The organism is Mesorhizobium waimense, from assembly GCF_003601975.1.
Taxonomy (GTDB): Bacteria; Pseudomonadota; Alphaproteobacteria; order Rhizobiales; family Rhizobiaceae; genus Mesorhizobium; species Mesorhizobium waimense.
Window position 1 is genome coordinate 240294 of the sequence record NZ_QZWZ01000007.1, and the last position, 21989, is coordinate 262282.

18 protein-coding genes and 1 tRNA gene are annotated in these 21989 nt (G+C 62.2%); 13 read left to right on the forward strand and 6 right to left on the reverse strand.

The features are described 5' to 3' along the window. Nucleotides 1-98 precede the first annotated feature (98 nt). On the forward strand, nt 99-3557 hold the full coding sequence (smc, locus tag D3227_RS11875; RefSeq protein ID WP_120014280.1) for a chromosome segregation protein SMC: 3459 nt from the start codon (nt 99-101) through the stop codon (nt 3555-3557). A 9-nt stretch (nt 3558-3566) separates the two neighbouring features. Here the strand turns inward: smc and D3227_RS11880 are convergent, their stop codons facing one another. The 3 genes from D3227_RS11880 to D3227_RS11890 all read right to left on the reverse strand — a co-directional run bounded on the left by D3227_RS11880 (nt 3567) and on the right by D3227_RS11890 (nt 5970). Continuing rightward, entirely contained in the window at nt 3567-5279 is a 1713-nt protein-coding gene (locus D3227_RS11880; RefSeq protein WP_120014281.1) for an HAD family hydrolase, read from the reverse strand. A 150-nt stretch (nt 5280-5429) separates the two neighbouring features. Further along, nucleotides 5430-5504 (reverse strand) — tRNA-Gln (locus D3227_RS11885). Between the two features lie 121 nt (nt 5505-5625). Further along, nucleotides 5626-5970: a VOC family protein gene (locus tag D3227_RS11890; protein WP_120014282.1), complete on the reverse strand. Its 345-nt coding sequence runs from the start codon at nt 5968-5970 to the stop codon at nt 5626-5628. Between the two features lie 246 nt (nt 5971-6216). Between D3227_RS11890 and ppdK the strand changes: the two genes are divergently transcribed. The 3 genes from ppdK (at nt 6217) to D3227_RS11905 (ending at nt 11067) form a co-directional block, all read left to right on the forward strand. Beyond that, the gene (gene ppdK, locus D3227_RS11895; RefSeq protein ID WP_120014283.1) at nt 6217-8901 is read left to right on the forward strand and encodes a pyruvate, phosphate dikinase; all 2685 of its coding nucleotides are present in this window, start codon (nt 6217-6219) and stop codon (nt 8899-8901) included. 172 nt (nt 8902-9073) lie between these two features. Continuing rightward, a complete protein-coding gene (locus tag D3227_RS11900) occupies nt 9074-10195 on the forward strand; it encodes a glycosyltransferase family 9 protein (protein WP_120014284.1) in 1122 nt (373 codons plus the stop codon). Nucleotides 10196-10329: 134 nt separating this feature from the next. Then, on the forward strand, nt 10330-11067 hold the full coding sequence (locus D3227_RS11905) for a polysaccharide deacetylase family protein (protein WP_120014285.1): 738 nt from the start codon (nt 10330-10332) through the stop codon (nt 11065-11067). A 52-nt stretch (nt 11068-11119) separates the two neighbouring features. Here D3227_RS11905 and D3227_RS11910 read toward each other — a convergent pair whose 3' ends face one another. Next, the gene (locus D3227_RS11910; RefSeq protein WP_120014286.1) at nt 11120-11509 is read right to left on the reverse strand and encodes a DUF427 domain-containing protein; all 390 of its coding nucleotides are present in this window, start codon (nt 11507-11509) and stop codon (nt 11120-11122) included. A 148-nt stretch (nt 11510-11657) separates the two neighbouring features. Then, on the reverse strand, nt 11658-12014 hold the full coding sequence (locus D3227_RS11915; RefSeq protein ID WP_120014335.1) for a hypothetical protein: 357 nt from the start codon (nt 12012-12014) through the stop codon (nt 11658-11660). A gap of 184 nt (nt 12015-12198) precedes the next feature. Between D3227_RS11915 and D3227_RS11920 the strand changes: the two genes are divergently transcribed. Together D3227_RS11920 and D3227_RS11925 are read left to right on the forward strand one after the other, a co-directional pair. After that, a complete protein-coding gene (locus D3227_RS11920; RefSeq protein ID WP_120014287.1) occupies nt 12199-13827 on the forward strand; it encodes a fatty-acid--CoA ligase in 1629 nt (542 codons plus the stop codon). A 178-nt stretch (nt 13828-14005) separates the two neighbouring features. Further along, nucleotides 14006-14791, forward strand: coding sequence for a DUF1499 domain-containing protein (locus tag D3227_RS11925; RefSeq protein WP_120014288.1), 786 nt, complete (start codon nt 14006-14008; stop codon nt 14789-14791). A gap of 3 nt (nt 14792-14794) precedes the next feature. Here D3227_RS11925 and D3227_RS11930 read toward each other — a convergent pair whose 3' ends face one another. Then, nucleotides 14795-15703: an MBL fold metallo-hydrolase gene (locus D3227_RS11930; RefSeq protein WP_120014289.1), complete on the reverse strand. Its 909-nt coding sequence runs from the start codon at nt 15701-15703 to the stop codon at nt 14795-14797. 113 nt (nt 15704-15816) lie between these two features. Here D3227_RS11930 and D3227_RS11935 point away from each other — a divergent pair, with 113 nt between their 5' ends. The 7 genes from D3227_RS11935 to D3227_RS11965 all read left to right on the forward strand — a co-directional run bounded on the left by D3227_RS11935 (nt 15817) and on the right by D3227_RS11965 (nt 21953). Next, complete coding sequence (locus D3227_RS11935) at nt 15817-16410, forward strand: biotin transporter BioY (RefSeq protein WP_120014290.1); 594 nt, start codon at nt 15817-15819, stop codon at nt 16408-16410. A gap of 850 nt (nt 16411-17260) precedes the next feature. Continuing rightward, nucleotides 17261-17926 (forward strand): hypothetical protein, encoded by a 666-nt coding sequence (locus D3227_RS11940; RefSeq protein ID WP_147377594.1) that lies wholly within the window; start codon nt 17261-17263, stop codon nt 17924-17926. After that, nucleotides 17926-18420 carry a hypothetical protein gene (locus D3227_RS11945; protein WP_120014292.1) on the forward strand — a complete coding sequence of 165 codons (495 nt, stop codon included), beginning with the start codon at nt 17926-17928 and terminating at the stop codon, nt 18418-18420. The genes D3227_RS11940 and D3227_RS11945 overlap by 1 nt, the downstream gene beginning before the upstream one ends. A gap of 56 nt (nt 18421-18476) precedes the next feature. Beyond that, nucleotides 18477-19607: a DegT/DnrJ/EryC1/StrS family aminotransferase gene (locus tag D3227_RS11950; RefSeq protein ID WP_120014293.1), complete on the forward strand. Its 1131-nt coding sequence runs from the start codon at nt 18477-18479 to the stop codon at nt 19605-19607. A 98-nt stretch (nt 19608-19705) separates the two neighbouring features. Next, nucleotides 19706-20431: an ABC transporter permease gene (locus D3227_RS11955; RefSeq protein ID WP_120014336.1), complete on the forward strand. Its 726-nt coding sequence runs from the start codon at nt 19706-19708 to the stop codon at nt 20429-20431. Continuing rightward, nucleotides 20428-21174: an ABC transporter ATP-binding protein gene (locus D3227_RS11960; protein ID WP_120014294.1), complete on the forward strand. Its 747-nt coding sequence runs from the start codon at nt 20428-20430 to the stop codon at nt 21172-21174. The genes D3227_RS11955 and D3227_RS11960 overlap by 4 nt, the downstream gene beginning before the upstream one ends. Then, nucleotides 21171-21953: a sulfotransferase family 2 domain-containing protein gene (locus D3227_RS11965; RefSeq protein ID WP_120014295.1), complete on the forward strand. Its 783-nt coding sequence runs from the start codon at nt 21171-21173 to the stop codon at nt 21951-21953. The genes D3227_RS11960 and D3227_RS11965 overlap by 4 nt, the downstream gene beginning before the upstream one ends. The last annotated feature ends 36 nt before the right edge of the window (nt 21954-21989 follow it).

Sequence of the window (21989 nt, forward strand, 5' to 3'; positions counted from 1 at the left end):
GCGCCGAAGCGGCTGCGCTTCGGCGTGCGCACGCCTTTGCCTTGTCGCGGGTTCAACCGCGGAACACTTTTGCCGAACCAGCTTGTTGGGCGGCGCGAATGAAGTTTTCGCGCCTTCGCCTTCTCGGTTTCAAATCCTTCGTCGAACCCGGCGAGTTCGTCATCGAACGCGGCCTGACCGGCATTGTCGGGCCGAACGGCTGCGGCAAGTCGAACCTCGTCGAGGCGCTGCGCTGGGTGATGGGCGAAAGCTCCTACAAGAACATGCGCGCGTCCGGCATGGACGACGTGATCTTTTCCGGCTCGGGAACGCGTCCGGCCCGCAACACCGCCGAAGTCACGCTTTTCCTCGACAACAGCGACCGCAGCGCGCCTTCGGCCTTCAACGATGCCGATGAACTGCAGGTATCGCGCCGCATCGAGCGCGAGGCTGGCTCGCTCTACCGTATCAACGGCAAGGAAGCCCGCGCCAAGGACGTGCAGCTTTTGTTCGCCGACCAGTCGACCGGCGCGCGCTCGCCCTCGATGGTCGGGCAGGGCCGCATCGGCGAACTGATCCAGGCCAAGCCCCAGGCGCGCCGCGCGCTGCTCGAAGAAGCGGCGGGCATTTCCGGTCTGCACACACGCCGCCACGAGGCCGAGCTTCGGCTCAAGGCGGCCGAACAGAACCTGGAACGGCTGGACGACGTTGTCGGCGAACTGGAAAGCCAGATCGAAAGCCTGAAGCGCCAGGCGCGCCAGGCCTCGCGCTTCAAGAACCTGTCGGCCGACATCCGCAAGGCCGAGGCGACGCTGCTGCATCTGCGCTGGACGCTGGCCAAGACCCAGGAAGGCGAGGCGCGTTCTGCGCTGGCGGTTGCCACGACACTGGTCGGCGACCGCGCCGCCGCCCAGATGGCGGCCGCAAGGGAGCAGGGCATCGGCGCCCACAGGCTGCCGGATCTGCGCGACGCGGAAGCTGCCGCCGCCGCCGCCTTCCAGCGCCTGTCGATCGCCAAGACGCAGATCGAGGAGGAGGCGGGCCGTATCCGTGCCCGCCAGGCCGAACTCGAGCGCCGGCTGCAGCAGCTTGACGGCGACATCGCCCGCGAGGAGCGGATGGTGCGCGACAATGCCGACATCCTCGAGCGCCTGCGCGCCGAGGAGGCTACGCTCAATTCCGAGAATGCCGGTGCGGCCGAGCGCGAGGCCACCACTCGCGCCGCCTTCGAACAGGCGGCAGCGACGCTCTCGCAGAGCGAAGCGAAGCTTGCCGCACTGACCGCCGAACGCGCGGAAGCGGCCGCCTCGCGCAACCAGATCGAGCGCACCTTGCGCGAGACCGCAGAGCGCCGCGACCGCTTTGCCCGCCAGCTTGCCGAAGTCGACCGCGAACTGTCAGAGATTGTTTCCAAGGTCGCTGGCCTGCCCGATCCGGGCGAGAAGCGGCTTCTGGTCGAGGACGCCCAGGCGCTGCTGGAAGAGGCCGAGGCCAATGCGATTGCGGCCGAACAGGCGGTCGCCGAGGCGCGCGCGGCCGAAAGTGGCGCCCGCCCGCCGTTGCAGGATGCCAAGGCCGAGCTGGCGCGCATCGAGACCGAGGCGCGCACGCTGGCCAAGATTTTGAATGCCGCCAGTGGCGATCTCTTCCCCTCCGTTCTCGAACAACTCAGCGTCGAGCGCGGCTATGAGACGGCGCTGGGTGCAGCACTTGGCGAGGATCTCGACGTGCCGCTCGACCGCAGCGCCCCTGTGCATTGGGGTGAAAGCGCGATCCAGCCCGGCGATGCCGCGCTGCCGGAAGGTATCAGGAGCCTTGCCAGCGTGGTTCGCGCCCCGGCGCAGCTTGCCCGCCGCATGGCGCAGATCGGCATTGTCGATGCCGCCGACGGTCGGCGATTACAGGTCTTGCTGGCTTCGGGACAGCGGCTGGTCAGCCGCGAGGGCGCGCTGTGGCGCTGGGACGGGCTGACCGCCAGCGCCGACGCGCCGACCGCGGCCGCGCAGCGGCTGGCCCAAAAGAACCGGCTGGCCGAACTCGACGCCGAAGCGGTCCAGGCAACCCTCGTCCTGCGCGAGGCCGAAGCAGCACTTGCCCAGGCCGAGCAGGCGCTTCGCCAGGCAAGCGAGGCCGAGCGCAACGCCCGCCAGGCCGGCCGCGATGCACAGCACGGGCTGGACGCCGCCCGCAACGCGCTGGCCGAGGCCGAAAAGGCCGGCGGCGAACTGGTGAGCCGGCGCGCCGCCCTCGACGAGGCGCGCGCCCGCGTTGTCGACAGCCATGAAGAGACGGCGGCCGCCTTCGTCGAGGCCGAAATGCTGCTGCAAAGCGCCCCCGATCTCGGCGACCTGCAGCTGCAGCTCGAACAATCCTCGGCCAATGTTTCTCGCGACCGCGCGACGCTCGCCGATGCGCGCGCTGTCCATGAGGGACTGAGGCGCGAGGCCGAGGCGCGGACGCGCCGCCTGGAAGCCATTGGTGCTGAACGCCGCAACTGGCTGGAGCGGGCCGAGAACGCGTCGACCCAGATCGCCGCCCTTGGCGAGCGCAAGGCCGAGGCAGAGGCAGAGCGCGAGCGGCTGGCCGACGCGCCCGACGAGATCGACGCCAAGCGGCGCGCGCTGCTGTCGCAGCTCGCCGAGGCCGAAAGCCTTCGCCAGGCGGCGGGCGATCGCTTGCAGGAGGCGGAGAACAAGCAGGCCGAACTGGACAAGGCCGCAACGGCGGCGATCCAGTCGCTGGCCGAGTCGCGCGAGACCCGCGTCCGCGCCGAGGAGCGGCTGACGGCGGCCGACGAGCGGCGGCTGGAGGTCGAGGCGCGCATCCAGGAAACGCTGAACACGCCGCCGCATCTGGTCATCCGCCACACCGGACTGGAAGTTGACAGCCCAATGCCCGAAATGGCCGAGATCGAGCGCCAGCTCGACCGGCTGAAGATCGAGCGCGAACGGCTTGGCGCCGTCAATCTGCGCGCCGAGGAAGAGCAGAAGGAACTGTCAGACCGGCTGGAGACCATCGTCTCCGAGCGCGAGGACATCATCGAGGCCATCCGCAAGCTGCGGCAAGCGATCCAGAGCCTGAACCGGGAGGGACGCGAACGGCTGCTTGCCGCCTTCGAGGTGGTCAACGGCCATTTCCAGCGGCTGTTCTCGCATCTGTTCGGCGGCGGCACGGCTGAATTGCAGCTGATCGAATCTGAGGATCCGCTCGAGGCCGGCCTCGAAATCCTCGCCCGCCCGCCCGGCAAGAAGCCGCAGACCATGACGCTGCTGTCAGGCGGCGAGCAGGCCTTGACGGCGATGTCGCTGATCTTCGCCGTGTTCCTGACCAATCCGGCGCCGATCTGCGTGCTCGACGAAGTCGACGCGCCGCTCGACGACCACAATGTCGAGCGCTTCTGCAACCTCATGGACGAGATGGCCAAGACCACCGAAACGCGCTTCGTCATCATCACCCACAACCCGATCACCATGGCGCGCATGGACCGGCTGTTCGGCGTCACCATGGCCGAGCAGGGCGTCAGCCAGCTGGTGTCGGTCGACCTGCAGGCCGCCGAGGCGATGCGCGAGGCGAGCTGATCCGCGTCCCTACTTTTCCGGAGCGGTGGCGGGAGCCGTATAGCGGCGGCGCACGGCATCGAGCACAAGCTTGCGGCTTTCCTCCGCCGACAGGGTCTTGTCCTTCTCTGCCGAGGCCGTTTCGCGGGCGAGATCCTTGTCCCTGATCTGGTGGCGGAACCACTCGGAATAGTCGCCCGCGCGCAGATGATGCTCCCAGGTCTTGTCATCTATGCCTTCTGCCATCTGGGCAAAGATGATCAGATTGTGTGCCCTGAGGTTCATGGCATTGTCGGGACCTCTGAAATAGAAGCTGCCGGCTTCGTCGAGTTGGCCTTCAGCATATTTGCGGCTGTGCCGCTTCAGCGATTGGCTGGGCTCGTTCGCCTTGACCGTAATGGGCTTCTTGTTCGTATGCGGCCACCACAGCAGGACGCGCTCGCCTTTCGGCGAGGCGAAGTCTTTGGGCGGCTCCAATCCGGTCTCTTTGCAAAATGTCTTGATGACGCTTTTTGCCTGCGGGCCGAGCGCAATCACCGCCGTCACAAGGCGCAGGGCGTCCGTCGAGATCGCCTCCGGATGCACCGTGATCAGGATCGTGCCCGGCAATTCAAGGGATAGCACCGCTCGCGTGTCGTCACGCCGCTTGGGCAGAAGGTGGTGCGCCTCGTCGATGATCAGCCAGTGGGGTCTAGCCGTGCGGTAACGAAAACCGCCAAGGCCGGGGAGCAACTCTGCAAAGAAGTCGGGCCGCTCATGGACCCGTAGCGCCAGCCCCTTGACCACGACATTGGTATCGGGCTTCTCGATCAGGTCCAGCAACTGTTCCTTGCTCGGCGCGGTCGAACTGTCGCCGAGCGGCACCGCGCCCTGCAGTCCGTCATAGTCGCCCTCAGGGTCGAAGATGCAGAACTGCAGCCCGTTTTCGACCAGGCGTTCCGTCAGCGCCGTGGCCAAGGTGGATTTGCCGATGCCCGAGCTTCCGGCGAGCAGAACCGTGTCCGTTGGCGACAGATAGACCTTCCGGCCCCCTGAGATCCCCAGCAGTACGCCGCGGGAGCGCTTCCGGACGAGCTGATAATCGAGCTTGATCATCTTGCCGATCAGTTCCTCGACGCCCTTGCCGCGCGCGCCGCGGGTCACCAGATCGGCGGTATCCTTCACCGCCGGCAAGGCATTGTCGACGGCCACGCTGCAGCCAGAGGCCCGCAGGAAAGCGTGATCGTTCTCGGCGTCGCCGACGGCAACCACATTGTGCGGCGACAGCCGCAGATCCCCAAGCGCGGCGGCCAGTCCGGTCGCCTTGTTGACGCCGGTAGGCAGCACCATCACGGCACCTTTGTTGAAGATGATTTCCAGCTCCAGCCCCAGCTTCTTGATGACGTCGAGCACAGTTGCCTGATGGGGTTCCCAGGTTGCAACGATCGAGCGTCCGACCGAGAGCGGCTTCACGCCGCGTTTCTTGAGCCTGGTGACGAGGTCGGGCGAGGGCGACGGCGAAATCGCGCGCTCCTCTTCGCTGGCCGGCGTGTAGATCAGCGCGCCGTTTTCCGCGACCACCTTGTCGAAGATGCCGACCTCCGGAAAAACCTGCTTGAGGTCGGGCAATTCGCGCCCCGTGACCAAAATGAGCTTGCGGCCGGTCTTCTTCAGTTGGTCCAGCGCCGAGAGCGTCCGCTTGGAAACGATCCCGTCATGCGCCAGCGTGCCGTCATAGTCAGTGGCCAATGCCATGAAATACATCGAAATGACCTCTCCACGGGCTGCGATCGATGTAACTCGATCTTGTCGGCACGACTGGCCGGGAGAATGAACAACGCATGTCGATGGAAAAGGTTTATCTGCCTCGGTGAGCGGTCAGAAGGAACACTGATCTCACGTGCAACCGAAGTTTGGCTGGGGCGCCAGGATTCGAACCTGGGAATGTCGGTACCAAAAACCGATGCCTTACCACTTGGCGACGCCCCAATAAGCCATCAGACTCGCTTGTGCGGCGCGTTATTAGCAGAGCGGCCAAAAAGCACAATGGCAATGAAGGGCGGTGTCGCCCGCCTGATTTCGCAGCCCACAGCCGCGACCGGGAATGGTGCTACTCGCCCCAGATTGCCATTTCATTTCCGGCCGGATCGGTGAAATGGAACCGTCTGCCGCCCGGGAACGGGAAGATCGGCTTGACGATGGTGCCGCCTGCAGTTTCGATCGCATCCAGCGTTTCTTCCAGGTTTTCGGAGTAAAGCACGGGCAGCGGCTTGGCTGGCGCTTCGCCGGCATCGGCCTGAAAACCGCCGTCGAGTCCTTCGGAAAAGGCCGAATAGGTCGGTCCGTAGTCGGTGAACGACCAGGAAAGGGCGGCGCTGTAGAAGGCCTTCACACTGTCCAGCGTGCCTCCGGTCGCCGGCATTTCCAGATAGTCGAGTTTTCCGGTCAGTTTCATGACGCCACTCCATACATAGTTCTCGTTATGTTCTATTCTGCCAGTACCGGTATCGCAAGTCTTTTTGACGCAGCCTTTGCTTAATCGGTTGTAGGGGTTTTTCTTAATCGATTGTAGAGGCCGGTCGCTTTGCCGACGCCTTGCCTTTCGCAGTGCAGCATCATATCGCTCGGTCCGGACGCTGCGGAGACCGGGCCTAGTCGGTGCTTCGCCAATCTTTCCATCTCCAAGACCTGGAGGGCGAGCATGACCAAATGGGTTTACACCTTCGGCGATGGTGCCGCGGAAGGCCGTGCCGGCGATCGCAACCTTCTGGGCGGCAAGGGCGCCAACCTGGCGGAGATGTGCAGCCTCGGCCTGCCCGTGCCGCCTGGCTTCACCATCACCACAGAGGTCTGCAACGCCTATTACGCCAACGGTCGTACCTATCCGGCTGAGCTGGAACCAAATGTCACGGTGGCGCTCGACCACATCGGCCGGCTGACCGAGCGCCGTTTCGGCGACCCGTCGAAACTGCTGCTTGTGTCGGTGCGTTCAGGCGCCCGCGCCTCCATGCCCGGCATGATGGACACCGTGCTCAATCTCGGCCTCAACGACGAGACGGTCGAGGCGCTGGCCGCCGATTCCGGCGATGCGCGCTTCGCCTATGACAGCTACCGCCGCTTCATCCAGATGTATTCCGACGTCGTCATGGGCCTCGACCATGATGTGTTCGAGGAGATCCTCGAAGACCAGAAGGCGAGCCTCGGCCACGAGCTCGATACCGAACTGACGGCGCTGGAATGGCAGGGCGTCATCGCGCTCTACAAGGCCAAGGTGGAGGAGGAGCTCGGCAAGCCGTTTCCGCAGGACCCGCACGAGCAGCTCTGGGGCGCAATCGGCGCGGTGTTTTCGAGCTGGATGAACAACCGCGCCATCACCTACCGGCGCCTGCACGACATTCCCGAAAGCTGGGGCACGGCGGTCAACGTCCAGGCCATGGTGTTCGGCAATATGGGCGATACCTCGGCCACCGGCGTCGCCTTCACCCGCAACCCTTCGACCGGCGAAAAGCAGCTCTACGGCGAATTCCTGGTCAATGCGCAGGGCGAGGACGTCGTCGCCGGCATCCGCACGCCGCAGAACATCACCGAAGCTGCCCGCATTGCTGCCGGCTCCGACAAGCCGTCGCTGCAAAAGCTGATGCCGGACGCCTTCCAGTCCTTCGTCACCATCTCCGACAGCCTGGAAAAGCACTACCGCGACATGCAGGATCTCGAATTCACCATCGAGCGCGGCAAATTGTGGATGTTGCAGACCCGGTCTGGCAAGCGCACCGCCAAGGCAGCGCTGAAGATCGCCGTCGAGATGGCCAAGGATGGCTTGATCACCAAGGAGGAGGCGGTCGCCCGCATCGATCCCGCCTCGCTCGACCAGCTCCTGCATCCGACCATCGATCCGAAGGCCGCGCGTGACGTGATCGGCATTGGCCTGCCTGCTTCGCCGGGCGCCGCCACCGGCGAGATCGTCTTTTCCTCAGGCGATGCCGAGGACGCCAAGGCGCAAGGCCGCAAGGCAATCCTGGTGCGCATCGAGACCAGCCCCGAGGACATCCACGGCATGCACGCCGCGGAAGGCATCCTGACCACGCGCGGTGGCATGACCAGCCATGCCGCCGTGGTGGCGCGCGGCATGGGCAAGCCTTGCGTATCGGGCGCCGGCTCGCTGCGCGTCGACTACAAGGCCGGCACGCTGATGGCGATGGGACAGACCCTCCGCAAGGGCGACATCATCACCATCGACGGCGGCAACGGCCAGGTGCTGAAGGGCGCGGTGCCAATGCTGCAGCCCGAATTGTCCGGCGATTTCGCCGCCATCATGGAATGGGCCGACGCCGCGCGCCGCATGAAGGTTCGCACGAACGCCGAAACCCCGCTCGATGCGCGCATGGCGCGCTCCTTCGGCGCCGAAGGCATCGGTCTCTGCCGCACCGAGCATATGTTCTTCGACGGCGACCGCATCGTCGCCATGCGCGAGATGATCCTGGCCGACACCGAGAAGGACCGGCGTGCGGCACTTGCCAAGCTGCTGCCGATGCAGCGCTCGGATTTCCTCGAACTGTTCGAGATCATGGCCGGCCTGCCGGTGACCATCCGCCTGCTCGATCCGCCGCTGCACGAATTCCTGCCCAAGACGGAAGGCGAAGTGGCTGAGGTCGCCGCCGCTATGAACGTGTCGCCGGAAAAGCTCAGGCAGCGCACCGAAGCCCTGCACGAGTTCAATCCGATGCTCGGCCATCGCGGTTGCCGCTTGGCCGTCTCCTACCCCGAGATCGCCGAAATGCAGGCGCGCGCCATCTTCGAGGCCGCCGTAGAGGCGGGCCAGAAGGCTGGCGCGCTGGTGGTTCCCGAAATCATGGTGCCGCTGGTTAGCCTGGTGAAGGAACTGGACTACGTCAAGGCGAGGATCGATGCCGTCGCCAAGAGTGTCATGGAAGAGACCGGCATCAAGATCGACTATCTCACCGGCACGATGATCGAACTGCCGCGCGCCGCGATCCGCGCCCATGTCATCGCCGAGGCGGCCGAATTCTTCTCCTTCGGCACAAACGACCTGACCCAGACCACCTTCGGCATCTCGCGTGACGACGCCGCCTCGTTCCTGGAGACCTATCGCCAGAAAGGCATCATCGAGCAGGATCCGTTCGTGTCGCTCGACATAGACGGCGTCGGCGAACTTGTGCGCATGGCGGCCGAAAAGGGCAGGGCGACCAGGCCCGAGATCAAGCTCGGCATTTGCGGCGAGCATGGCGGCGATCCCGCCTCGATCCGCTTTTGCGAAGAGGTTGGCCTCGACTATGTCTCGTGCTCGCCCTACCGCGTGCCAATCGCCAGGCTGGCCGCCGCGCAGGCAGCGGTGCTGGTTGCAAAGGCGTCGACGCCGCGCGCCTGATGGCCGCGATTGCCATGGACGACCGATCGATGACTGTCGATTGGCTCCGGCTGCGCGGTTGCCAGCTTACGATTTTGTGAGCAAAGTCACGCGAAGTTGCGCGTGACGGTCCCCAATCTCGACATCGTTTTCGCCCAGTCTCGCAAGCCCAATCCCCCGGTGCCCGAAACAGATGTTGCAGTTTTCCCACGCTCCCTTCCGTTCGATCCTGATCCTGCAGATGAAATTCATCGGCGATCTCGTCCTCGCCTCCACGCTGGCGAAAAACCTGCAGCTCGAATATCCGGGCGTCAGGATCGTGTTCTGCTGCGAGGCGCGCTTCGCGAGTTTCCTCACCGCCCACGGCATCGCAGCCGATGTCGTCACCTTCAGCCGCGCGCGCATGCGCGGTTCACCGCTGCAGCGCGGGCGCGAGTTCTATTCGGTGGTGCGCAGGCTGCGCCAGCACCGCTTCGACATGACGATCGACCTGAGCGATTCGAAAACCTCGCGGCTCGTCGTCAGGCTCGTCAACGCCAGGACCAGGGTGGGCTACCACCCGACTGACAGACCCTTGCGCTGGTACGAGCGTAATCCGGCCAATGTTCGGGTCCCGCGATTCGGCTATGGTGAAAGACACTATCTCTACCGCTACCTTTCGCCGCTTGAGGCGCTTGGGATCGATCTGCGCGTGAGAACGCCTTCCATCAAGCCGCTGCCGCTGGAAACGGCTCGCGCCCAGGATTTGCTGGAAAAGCACGGGCTCAGGCGAAACGCGTTTGTCGCGGTGCATGCCGGAGCAAGCTTCCGAGGCCGGCGATGGCAGCCGGAACGCTTTGCCGCCGTGGTCAACGAAATCTCGCGCGAAACCGGGCTGGCCTTCGTGCTTGTCGGCGGTCAGGACGAACGCAAGTTGGCTGAACAGATTGTAGCCGGGACCGCCTCGGCCCTCGCCAACTTTGTCGGCGCCCTGTCGCTCGAAACGCTGCTGGCGTTGCTGAAGGAGGCGCGGCTGTTCCTCGGCAACGAGAGCGGCCCGATGCATATGGCCGCTGCGGCGGGAACTCCTGTTGTCGGCCTTTTCGGCCTGACCAGGCCAACCCGCTGGGCAGCGGTCGGCGTGCCGAGCATATCCCTCCAGCCTTCCATGCCGTGCGAATGCGTGGCGCCCGATCTGTGCCGTTGGCCGGACCCAAGCAAGTCCTGCTGCGTCTGGCGCCTGGAGGTCGAGCCTGTCATCGAGGCCGTGCGCGAAATCCTGGCGCAGACCGAAACTGCCATGCAACCGCCGCCCGTGGATCGCGCCACTCGCTGAAAAGTCACACGCCAGGCAAATTGTCGCGTCGGGCGCTTTTCGCGTGCGCGCCGTCCCGATTTCGCCTTGATGCGGGTCTTCTTGGCCCGGCTCCCGCGGTGACCCGCTTCGACATACCGGTCCGGAAATCAATCATGCGCCTACTCGGAAAATATCTTTGCGCGATTGCGATCTCGGTCTGCGCCGTGTCGGCAGGTTACGCCGCACCGCTTGTCGAGCCGACGCTGCACCTCACGCCGCACGCTGGCAGCGGCCGCGTGGCGCTGACGCTCGACGCCTGCGGCGGCCAGACCGACACCAGGATCCTCTCGGCGCTGGTCGACAACAGAATCCCGGCGACGATTTTCGTCACCGGCATCTGGCTGAAGCGCAATGAAGCGGCGGTCGAGATCATGCGGGCGCATCCCGATTTGTTCGAGCTGGAAAATCATGGCGGCCGGCATATTCCGGCTGTCGACACGCCGCAAAAGATCTATGGCATCCGCAGCGCCGGCAGCCCCGACGCCGTGCTGGCCGAAGTCGAATCGGGCGCCGCGGCACTCATCCGCACCGGTGAGCCAGCGCCGAAATGGTTTCGCGGCGCGACCGCCGAATACAGCCCGACCGCCATCGCCATGATCCGCAAGCTCGGCTTCAAGATCGCCGGCTTCTCTGTAAACGGCGACGGCGGCTCGTTGCTGGGTGCCAAGGAAACCGCCCGGCGTATTGCGGCGGCCAAGGACGGCGACGTCATCATCGCCCACATCAACCAGCCCACCCATGCCGCCGGCGAAGGCGTCGTGCAGGGCCTGATGGCGCTCAAGCAAAAGGGCCTGACCTTCGTGCGCCTCGATGAGACCGACGGCGTCGGCAACGACGGCACCACCGACTGATCGGATCGGCCTGACCCTGAGTCCGCATCCTGGTTGAGTTCGCTCCGAACGCTCAGTCGGGGGTGGCTTCGATCGTGACTTTGCTGGGATAAAAGGCGCCGTGATTGCGGATTTCCGCCATCTCGTCGAAGGGTCGCTCATAGGCCCACATCGCATCCTTGCCTGTCGCGCCGGCCGGCAAGGCGCTCCAATAGCTGGCGTCGCCCTTGTAGGGGCAATGCGTCGATAGTTCGGTCTTGCCTAGCTGGCTGAAATCGATGTCATCGAACGGAATGTAGAGAACAGCGGGATACGGCGGTTCCGACAGGAGCTTCGCATTCGTCGAGCTGGCAATGATCGTATCGCCGGCGCGCACGACGACGGTACCGTGAAAGGGCTCGACGGTGATGACCTTGCCGGGGTTGCGCTGAAAGCCCGGTGCAGGGTTGGCAATCTGGTCCAAGACGGGGTCTCCTTGTCTGGGGTGAGAACGTCCTGCACTAGGTGTGTCGGATGACCGCGCTTCGCAAGGTCACCATTCAAGGACGACACGCAGCACCCCGACCAAGCCATGCCTTGGTCCCCGTCATACAGGTTTGTTCCGAGAAATTTCAGGCTGCGGTCTTGAACACATCCATCAGCCCGGCATAGGCGGCAGCGATGCCGGCCACCGGATTGGTGCTTCTCGACGCCGTCTCGACCTTCAGCGCGCCGCCGACCGTCGGCAGCGTCAGCAACAGGAACTGGCGGTTGCCGCCGTCGCCGACGCATGCCGCAGCGACATGCTGGCCTTCGCCTTCGTTCTGAACGCACATCTTGAACAGCAGCGTACCGCCGACCGCCTCGAGGGCGCCGCCGACGACTTCGACGAATTCATCTTCGGAGACGGTTTTGGCGTCCGGCACCAAATCGGCCAGACTTTCGGCAAGTGTGTTTTCAAGTGCCTTATCGTCGAGCTGCGCGTCCATGCGAACCTCTTCCATCCGCCAATCGCACCCCTGCCCATTAACAGAGCTTAACGCCGACGATGGCCGGATTGTGGCGGTTTTCCTTGTCATTTCGGCCAATGCACCGGGATGGCTGGACAATCCGTCGGTTCGTCCCACAATGGGGCAAAAGCGTAGACGTGAAAAGCGCAGGGGAGGAACAGACATGCTCGGACTGATGCAGGAATGGCCGCTGCTTTGCCATAAGCTGATCGACAATGCCGAACGTCAGCATGGCGGGCGCGAGATCGTGTCGCGCTCGATCGAGGGGCCGATCGTGCGCACCACCTACGCCGATGTTCACCGCCGCGCCCTGAAGGTGGCGCAACGGCTTGAGCGTGACGGTTTCGCGCTTGGCGATCGCATCGCGACGCTGGCCTGGAACACGGCGCGCCACATCGAGGCCTGGTACGGCATAATGGGGATCGGCGCGATCTATCACACGCTCAATCCGCGCCTGTTTCCCGAGCAGATCGCCTGGATCATAAACAATGCCGAGGACAAGGCGATCTTCGTCGACCTGACATTCGTGCCGCTGCTCGAGAAGATCGCCGGGTCGGTCAAATCGCTGAAGCGGGTGATCGTGCTGACCGACAGCGCGCATATGCCTGAGACGGCGCTGCCCAACGCCGTTGCCTACGAGGAATGGCTGGCCGAGACGGACGGCGACTTCGCCTGGAGGACCTTCGACGAAAACACCGCCGCCGGCATGTGCTACACCTCGGGCACGACGGGCGATCCCAAGGGCGTGCTCTACAGTCATCGCTCGAACTTGCTGCACGCTATGATCGCCGCCATGCCCGACGCGATGGGCATATCGGCCCGCGACACCATCTTGCCGGTGGTGCCGATGTTCCATGCCAATGCCTGGGGCCTTGGCCAAAGCGCGCCGATGATCGGCGCCAAGCTGGTGATGCCCGGCTGCAAGATGGACGGCGCGTCGATCTACGAACTGCTCGATACCGAGAAGGTGACCTTCAGCGCCGCCGTGCCGACCGTGTGGATGATGCTGCTGCAATATCTGGAGGAGACCGGCAAGAAACTTCCCCATCTGGGCAAGGTCGTCATCGGCGGCTCGTCCTGCCCGCGCGCAATCACCAAAAAATTCCAGGACAACTACGATGTCCAGGTCATCCATGCCTGGGGCATGACCGAGATGTCGCCGCTCGGCACGCTGTGCACCATGAAGCCCGACTATGAAGGGCTGAAAGGCGAGGCGCGGCTCGATATCCAGGGCAAGCAGGGCTACCCGCCCTTCGGCGTCGAGATGAAGGTGACGGACGACGACGACAAGCCGCTGCCCTGGGACGGCAAGACTTTTGGGCGGCTGAAGGTGCGCGGGCCGGCCATCGCCCGCGCCTATTATGGCGGCGTCGGCGCCGAGCAGTTCGACGCCGAAGGCTGGTTCGACACCGGCGATGTCGCCCATATCGATCCGGGCGGCTACATGCAGATCACCGATCGCGCCAAGGACGTCATCAAATCGGGCGGCGAATGGATCTCGACCATCGATCTCGAGAACCTTGCGGTTGGCCATCCCGATGTCGCCGAGGCGGCGGCCATCGGCGTTGCCCATTCCAAATGGGGCGAGCGGCCCTTGCTCGTCGTCGTGCGGAAGCCCGGCAAGGAGCCGAGCAAGACCGACATCCTCGATTTCATGAATGGCAAGGTGGCCAAATGGTGGATGCCCGACGACGTCGCCTTCGTTGGCGAAATTCCGCACACCGCCACCGGCAAGATCCAGAAGATCACCTTGCGCGAGCAGTTCAAGGACTATCGCCTGCCGACGGATTGATGGGCATGCTGCGTCTTTCGGCTTCAAGCCTGAGCCAAAACGCTCTGGCGCTTGATCCCGAAAAGTTGCAGACTTTTCGGAAAAGATCATGCGGTAAAACAAAGACTTAGAGCAGGGTGACAATTCCAATTCATCCTGCTCTAAGTCTCGGTTCGGGTTTGGGGTGGTGCGGCTTAGAATGGTTAGTATTCCTGAACGACAGACGTCGCGAGCGGCAGGATGGTCGCGCGGGACAGCGGCTTTTTCGCTGGTCCTGCTGCTCACCGTGCTTGCCGGCCACCGATTCGATCTCGTCGAAACACCAGTATTCCTCTGGGTATTGGCGATCGTCGCGCTGCTCGCCGCCTTTGCCCTTTTGTTCGCCGGATTTGCCTTCTCCAGGCTGTGGAATTTCGGCGACCGCGGTGGACGCGATCTCTCCGTCGGCGCCCTGCTGGCGCTTCTGGTGCTCGCCCCCTACGGCGCCGCCGCCTACTGGGCGACGATTTCGCCGCCGCTGAGCGACATCTCGACCGATTTCGACGATCCGCCGGCGATCGACACGTCTGACCGCACCAAGGATATGAACGTGCTAGCGATGCCGACGCCAGGCGAGCAAAGCCTGCAAGGCGATGCCTATCCTTTAGTCACCAGTCGCAGCTACAATTTGCCCTTCGAAACCGTCGTCGATGCAGTCGAGACCGTGCTCGACCGGCGCGACTGGCAACTTCAGGCGCCATATCCTGAAACCGATGGGCAAAGCGAAGTGACGATCAATGCGCTCGCCAAAAGCTTCGTGCTTGGCCTTCCAGCGGATGTCGCGATCCGTGTGGCCGACGATGGCGACACCGTCGTCGTCGACATGCGGTCCGCCTCGCGCTACGGCCAATACGACCTAGGCGACAATGCCGCCCGCATCGTGGAATTCCTGGGCGAGCTCGATCAGGAAGTGGCCGGCCAGGTGGGCGCGGCGCCGGCCGAATGAGGCTTAGCCGGCCGGCCTGAAAACGCCGTCGATGGCTGGATCGCCCTCGGTGGCGACAAGGCCGCGGGCCACCAGGTCCTCCAGATGCGCAAGCACCGACAGGCCAGCGGCGCCATGCAGGCGCGGGTCGGTCTCGCGATAGATTGCCGCAACCATCTCCTTGATCGTCCTGTCGCCGCCCCGGATGCGTTCCAGGATCGCCCGTTCGCGCATCTTGCGGTGGGTCTTCAGGCCGCGCATGAAACTGAGTGGCGCCGTCACCGGACCGCCGTGACCCGGCAAAAGCAGACGGTCGCCGCGCTCGATCAGCCGGTCGAGCGAGGCCATATAGTCGGCCATGGCGCCGTCCGGCGGGGCCACGATCGAAGTTGCCCAGGCCATCACGTGATCGGCCGAAAACAAAACGCCGCTTCCTTCCAGCGCAAAGGCCGCGTGATTGGCGGCATGGCCCGGCGTCAGCACCGTTCTGATCGCCCAGCCGTCGCCGTGGACCAGCGTATCGTCTTGGAGCGCGACGTCCGGGGCGAAAGCCATGTCTGCGCTGGCGTCGAGCGGGTTGACCTCGCCGATGCGCAGCGGCCGCGCCGGGCGATGCGGCCCCTCCGCCAGCACGATCGCGTCGGTGCGCGCTTTCAGCCGGGCCGCGAGCGGTGAATGGTCGCGATGTGTGTGGCTGACGAAGATGTGGCTGACCGGTCGCTGCCCGATGGCTTCGAGCAATGTCTCGAGATGCGCATCCTCGTCCGGTCCGGGATCGATGACCGCCAGCGTGTCCCGCCCGACGAGGTAGCTGTTGGTTCCGTGAAAGGTGAACGGGCTCGGGTTTCGGGCGGTGATGCGTTGGACGTCTGGCGCGACGGTTACGGCCTGGCCGTAGGCAGGATCGAAGCTGGTGTCGAATTTGAGGGCCATCAGGGGCGGGGAGCTCTGTTCCGAGGCGGCAAAACCGATTGCCGCATAACACGGAAGCCAATATAGGAAAATGCGAGGCCGCACGTTAGTGGCTGTCCGGAACGGGGAAGATCATGGCAATTGCAACGACGATGCGTCCGCTTGTTTCTCTGGCTTTGCCTGAAGAGGGGGCGGCACGTCTGGCGACCCAGCTTTTGCTGGCAATTGCCGGCACGCTGCTCCTGACCCTGTCGGCCAAGACGAAGGTTGTGCTCGGGCCCGTAGATATCTCGCTGCAGACGCTCGCCGTCCTCCTGATCGCCGCGGCCTTCGGCCTGCGTCTCGGCGTCGCAACGCTGCTCCTCTACATGGCCGAGGGCGCCATGGGCTTCCCGGTCTTCCAGGGAACGCCGGAAAAGGGCATCGGCATCGCCTATATGCTGGGCTCCACAGGCGGCTATCTCGCCGGCTTCGTGGTCATGGCGGCGATCGTCGGTTGGGCCGCCGACCGCGGCTGGGACCGCCATCCGGTCAAGCTCTTCAATGCGATGCTGGTCGCTGAAATCGTCATGATGGCGATGGGCTTTGCCTGGCTGGCCATGCTGATCGGCCCGGAAAAGTCGTGGCAGTTCGGTGTCGTGCCCTTCATCGTCGGCGACCTGATCAAGGTGGCGCTGGCCGCCAGCCTGGTGCCTGCCGCCTGGTCGCTGCTGCCGAAGCGGCCCTGACATCTACAGCCTCGACGCCTACCGAAATGATAGCTAGCCGGCGGAGGTCCCGCCGGCTTTTTTCCACCGAATTTTACGTGAATTAAAGAGTGTTAAACCGGGGTACGGCTTTTTACGGAGAGTATGGCTATCGTATTGAAATTAAAAGGACAATATGGCTTATGCGTGCTTTTTTGAAGTAACCACCGACAAGTTATTAGTCAGGTGTCGGACTAGGGCCAAAAGCGATTGCTGTGAGCTGAAAAAAGTCTCTCGATCGACAGCGTCGGGTCGCCTATGCAAGATCAAGATCATCACTGAATCAGACTATATGGCGAGGTCATCATGAGCCGCGAGAGAGATATCGCGCCAAGTTTTCCGACTACGACATCGACGCCCCCCTTCCGGATGGAACGATGGGTGTCAAAGGACTTAGGAAAGAGCGAGATCGGGGTCGCCTTACCACAGATATCATCGCCAACAAGGAATATACGACATAGGCCGCGATCGAGGAAATGAGAAGACTATGTCGCGCCCAAGCAAAGGAACCCGCCTTGCCTGGCGGGACAAAAGCCGCAAACCCGACGGGTCGCTCCGGAGCGCGGCGGGATGGCTTGTCGAAGACAACGGAAAGTGAACAGCAACTGGCTTTTGCAAAGATGTTCGCGTTGAAGCTGAAGAATTCCTCGCCGCCCACATTGCGGAAACGGTAGTCAAGCTCCGTGGTGCATCCCCAGTCCTCACCTGAAAGTACCTGTCGCGACCATACGGAGATTCGCGAATCTTTGCGGCGGTGGCGGGCATGTCGAAACCTCCAGGATGATGTCCCCTCTGGAACACAGGAAACCCTAATCAGAAGATAGGAGCATCCTTGCCCCAGGGCAGCATCAACAGGGCTGTTGGCGGCGTGCTCGGCGAGATCGCCCCGCAGCATCCGCAGCCGTCCACATTGGGGCCGAGTGCTGCGGAAGCCAACGTGATCAACAAGACCCGCCAAGACATCAACGCACAGGTGCGCCCGCTCTACGAGGCCGCCGAAAGACAAACGGTTCCCGACTCGCAGTTCGCGCAGATCGCCGCCGACCCGCGGTACGCGGCCGGTGTCGAACGGCTTCGGGCAAACCCGGAACTTGCGCCAGACCATACGACTTCGCCCGTCGGTTCGGCTGGCCGTGTCGTGCCACAACCGCTACCACCAAACACAGTCAAGGTGATCGACGCGGTGACGAAGGATTTGAACGCCCGCGGCGAATCGCTCGCGACGAAGAGCCATCCGCTCTACGCCCCGAGCTCGCCGGCACGAGCAAGGTCGCCGCAGCTGACGCCCGTAGCGTCGCCAGCACGGCCTCGCCAGAGTACGCCCAAGCTCTCGCCGAGCAAGAAGCGCTTCGTACGCATTGTGCTCAGTCCGATCGAGCAAGGCCCGGTTGGCCGCGTGGCCGCCGCTGGCGACACCACGGCCGCCGGCAACGCCATCCTGCCGGCGAACCTGCTTGCCGGCCCGCTGGCGAGGCCGGAGAAGCGACGCGACGGCTAGTGGCCGAAGATCCGGCGACCACGAGCGCCCTGGTGCGTCAGAACCTCGCCGACCGCCACACCAAGGCAAGAACGGAGACGCAGGGCGCCAATCAGGAGCGCGCCGGCATCAAGTTTCACCAGGTCGTTGCCGGCAACGACACGCGCTCGGCTGCGCTCGACGCCGTGCTGCGCGAACTGCCGAACAAGCAGGCGTCGGTGTCGATGCCGGAATTGCTCGACGCCACAGGTCGCCGGGAGCACGTTGGCAGCGGCACGACGTTCAATCACGCGATCAAGGAGGCGCTGAGCTCCGCGTCGCCGTCGGTGGCTTTGTTTGACATGGCCCGGTCGCTTGGCGCGGCGAGTTCCGAGAACAGCGGCAGGGCCTTGCAGGACTCGTCATTCTCGATCAATGGCATTACCCGCCCCCAATCCCTGAGCCCTTCAGAGCAAAGGACAGCAGCTTGGGCCGCCCTGTGCAAAAAATGGGCAGTTTCTCCTGCGGGTGGTTGAGTGTCTTGCGTTGCAGCGCTACAATAAGAATCGAACTATGCGGGGGCTTTTATTTGATGAAAAGCGCGGTATTGCCGGAAATATTCGACGAAGCGAAGATAGGGCGTACGCCGGTTTACCAGCCTTACTTGGTGGGAAATGTATCAAGGTATGTCAACGATTGCTTGGATTCTGGCTGGATTTCATCGCGCGGCGAATTCGTTCCAAAGTTCGAAACCGGTTTCGCGGAATTCGTTGGGGCGAATGAGGCCACAAGCGTTGCAAATGGTACTGTCGCGCTTCACCTGGCGCTGGAGGCGTTGGGAATAGGGTCGGGCGACGAGGTGATAGTCCCTACTTTGACTTACGTGGCCACCGTGAACACAATCCTGCAGACCGGAGCAAAGCCAGTCTTTGTGGATTCACTTGCAGATACTCTGCAGATGGATCCTCTGGCGACCGAGCAGGCTGTCAACCCCCGGACTAAGGCCATTATGGCTGTCCATCTATATGGACACCCTTGTGATATGGCTTCGATCGTCGCTATTTGTCGAAGGCATGATCTCCTGTTGATCGAGGACTGCGCGGAAGCTTTCGGATCACAATGGAACGGTCAGCATGTCGGGAATTTCGGTGACGCGGCGACCTATAGCTTTTTCGGGAATAAAACGATCACAACTGGTGAGGGCGGCATGGTGGTGACGCGCGATCCGGAGATTATGAGGCGATGCCGCAGACTCAAGAACCAAGGGGTTTCATCCACTCGCGAATATTGGCACGACATCCTAGCCTACAATTATCGCATGACGAATATTCAGGCGGCGATCGGATTGGCGCAACTCGAAGTGGCATCCGAGATACTTGCTCTGAAGGCCCAAGTGGCAGAAGCCTATCGTGTCGGATTGGCTGGTCTACCTTTGCGCACACATGACCCTGTGGGCAGCGTTACCCACTCTCACTGGATGTGCTCAGTGATTGTCGATCGTTGCCAAGACCGTGATCCGCTAAGGGCGCACCTCGCGGATCAAGAAATAGAGACCCGCCCATTCTTTCCGCCGACCCACACATTGCCCCATTGTCGAGGAGAGGGGGAGTTCCCGGTTGCCGCTGGTTTGAGTGCCCGTGGTATCAACCTGCCAAGTTATCCCGGTTTGGGCCAAGGGCAAATCAATAGGATTTGCGCTGCGATCCGCTCGTTTTGGAGATAGTTTCCTTCGAGAATCTATGCGGGGCGCGGGCCGAGGGATGGAATGTGAATTACCTATCAGGTATCTGGGCCGCCCGCTATTTTTGGTGGCATCTTTCGATGTCGGATCTGCGTTCGCGGTGGCGTCGCTCCTTCTTCGGTCTGTTCTGGTCCATACTGCAGCCTCTTGGGCTGACGTTGTTATTGTCCCTGGTTTTCAGTCGAATTTTCGGCATGCGAATTACGGAGTACGCCCCCTACATCCTGTCAGGGATGATTATGTGGGAGTATGTGGCTGGCTCGGTGATTGGGGGCTCACTGGCTTTCGTGCAGGCTGATGCCTACATCAAGCAGACCCGACACCCTCTCGCCATCTATACACTACGCAACGCCTTAACCGGACTCATCATTCTGGTCACGGCGAGCCTCGCTTTGATTTTGTGGGTGCTCCTAGTCATGCCCCAGAATTTTGGCTGGTGTTGGTTTGCAGCACTTACGGCCTTTCCGATTCTTGGTCTTGTCGCTTGGCCCGGAGCGACGATCACGGCTTACATCGCAGTACGCTTCCGCGATTTGCCCCACGCGCTAGGCCTCATCATGCAAGCGATGTGGTTTGTGTCGCCAATCTACTTTGAAGCGGCAACGTTTCGGAATGGGGATCTGCATGTGCTCGTCGACTACAACCCGATCTATCACCTGCTCCAAATAGCTCGTGCCCCGCTCTTGCACGGGGAGTGGCCGACATTGGCGAACTACGCCTGGTCGCTTGGGACGATTGTCATACTCGGAGTGATCGCCGTTCTAGTTGGACGGGCTTCCGAGAAGCGAGTGATCTTCTACCTATGACAAACGCAATTCGTCTCCGAAACGTCAATCTGCATTATGCATCGGTGGCCTTCAGGGAGAGGTCCCTTAAGTCCTTGTTCGCCACTTGGTTTAGCCAATCTCGGACCAAACGAGATCTCACGGACATCCATGCACTCAAAGATATCACTGTCCATGTGAAGCAGGGAGAGCGGATCGGGTTGCTTGGCCACAACGGGGCCGGCAAAAGCTCTTTCCTCAAGATGGTCGCCGGACTCTATCCAATTTCATCTGGCAGCAGAGATGTCCGCGGCACAATCAGGTCAATGCTCGATCTGAGCCTGGGATTCGAACCGGATGCTACGGGCCGTGAAAATATCCTTTATCGCGGTTTGTTGCTTGGGCTCTCGCCCAGGGCTATGCGGTCCATGGAAGCTGAGATAGTCGAGTTCGCCGATCTAGGGGAGTTCATTGACTACCCGCTCAAGACATATTCCGTGGGAATGCAGGTTCGCTTGGCGTTCGCGATCTCGACGTCGGTCGGAGGCGATATTCTGCTTCTGGACGAAGTGGTGGGAGCTGGTGATGCTCGGTTCATGGGGAAAGCCCGAGCGCGCATCATGAATCTCGTCGAGCAGTCAGAAATTATGATTCTCGCGAGTCACGATCTGACGACGCTTCGGCAATTATGCCAGCGGGGGCTTGTCTTAGCCGACGGCCATATCGTCCTGGATGCGCCAATCGAGCGAGCAATAGAATTCTATGAAGAAAAATTTTCCAAATGAAGTTTTTTCTGAGTTCGCTGAAGCGACCCGCAGTAGAAGATTTGCGGAATTTAAATAATCCGATCGCCTTCGTGCATATACCTAAGACGGCAGGGACGGCCTTTGTTGAGTATCTCATAGAGAATATTGCCGATCAGTCGAAGGTGGCGCCACCATTTATGGGCGACATGACTGTTACAAAGGACGATCGAAGCCAGTATCAACTATATTGGGGTCATTATGACTATTTTCTGCTCAAGGCAACTGGCAGACGGTTCACTTTCATCACATTCCTACGCCACCCGCTGGCAAGGGCGATTTCCCAATGGAAGTCATGGTCGAATCCCAGCAATCTAACGGAAGCTTGGCTGAATGTTATGGAGCCCTATCAGATCGAAGCGCTCCGTTTCTCGCAAACGGCGACGCTCGAAGAGTTTATCATGTCGCCGAATCTCTACATTGAAGGGCATATCAGAGACGTGCAGACCAGATATCTGGCGGACGCTCCGGACAAGCCTGGCATGCTGGACAGTGCAAAACGCAATCTCGAAACTGTCTTCCGTTTTTTTGGTATCGTCGAACGTTTTGAGGACTCCATCAGCCTATTCCGGGCTACTTTCAAAAACGCCCTGCCCTACGCTGTCGCTCCGACGCGCGAAAACAGGTCGGGGGAAAAGTCTACGAATCTTTCACCGGCAGCGCAGGCCCGCCTTCGCAGCTTAAACTCGAACGACTTTGAACTCTATGACTTCGGCTGCAGGTTATTCGAAGAGCGGTATCGCAAGGTGCTCCGGAATTGATCGAGTCCCCCGACATTTCACCTAGCTTGGCTCCTG

Bases quoted from the DNA above. Each gene is read 5' to 3' on its own strand.
- smc (WP_120014280.1), top strand. From the start codon at position 99: ATGAAGTTTTCGCGCCTTCGCCTTCTCGGTTTCAAATCCTTCGTCGAA.
- D3227_RS11880 (WP_120014281.1), bottom strand. From the start codon at position 5,279: ATGTATTTCATGGCATTGGCCACTGACTATGACGGCACGCTGGCGCAT.
- D3227_RS11890 (WP_120014282.1), bottom strand. From the start codon at position 5,970: ATGAAACTGACCGGAAAACTCGACTATCTGGAAATGCCGGCGACCGGA.
- ppdK (WP_120014283.1), top strand. From the start codon at position 6,217: ATGACCAAATGGGTTTACACCTTCGGCGATGGTGCCGCGGAAGGCCGT.
- D3227_RS11900 (WP_120014284.1), top strand. From the start codon at position 9,074: ATGTTGCAGTTTTCCCACGCTCCCTTCCGTTCGATCCTGATCCTGCAG.
- D3227_RS11905 (WP_120014285.1), top strand. From the start codon at position 10,330: ATGCGCCTACTCGGAAAATATCTTTGCGCGATTGCGATCTCGGTCTGC.
- D3227_RS11915 (WP_120014335.1), bottom strand. From the start codon at position 12,014: ATGGACGCGCAGCTCGACGATAAGGCACTTGAAAACACACTTGCCGAA.
- D3227_RS11920 (WP_120014287.1), top strand. From the start codon at position 12,199: ATGCTCGGACTGATGCAGGAATGGCCGCTGCTTTGCCATAAGCTGATC.
- D3227_RS11925 (WP_120014288.1), top strand. From the start codon at position 14,006: ATGGTTAGTATTCCTGAACGACAGACGTCGCGAGCGGCAGGATGGTCG.
- D3227_RS11930 (WP_120014289.1), bottom strand. From the start codon at position 15,703: ATGGCCCTCAAATTCGACACCAGCTTCGATCCTGCCTACGGCCAGGCC.
- D3227_RS11935 (WP_120014290.1), top strand. From the start codon at position 15,817: ATGGCAATTGCAACGACGATGCGTCCGCTTGTTTCTCTGGCTTTGCCT.
- D3227_RS11950 (WP_120014293.1), top strand. From the start codon at position 18,477: ATGAAAAGCGCGGTATTGCCGGAAATATTCGACGAAGCGAAGATAGGG.
- D3227_RS11955 (WP_120014336.1), top strand. From the start codon at position 19,706: ATGTCGGATCTGCGTTCGCGGTGGCGTCGCTCCTTCTTCGGTCTGTTC.
- D3227_RS11960 (WP_120014294.1), top strand. From the start codon at position 20,428: ATGACAAACGCAATTCGTCTCCGAAACGTCAATCTGCATTATGCATCG.
- D3227_RS11965 (WP_120014295.1), top strand. From the start codon at position 21,171: ATGAAGTTTTTTCTGAGTTCGCTGAAGCGACCCGCAGTAGAAGATTTG.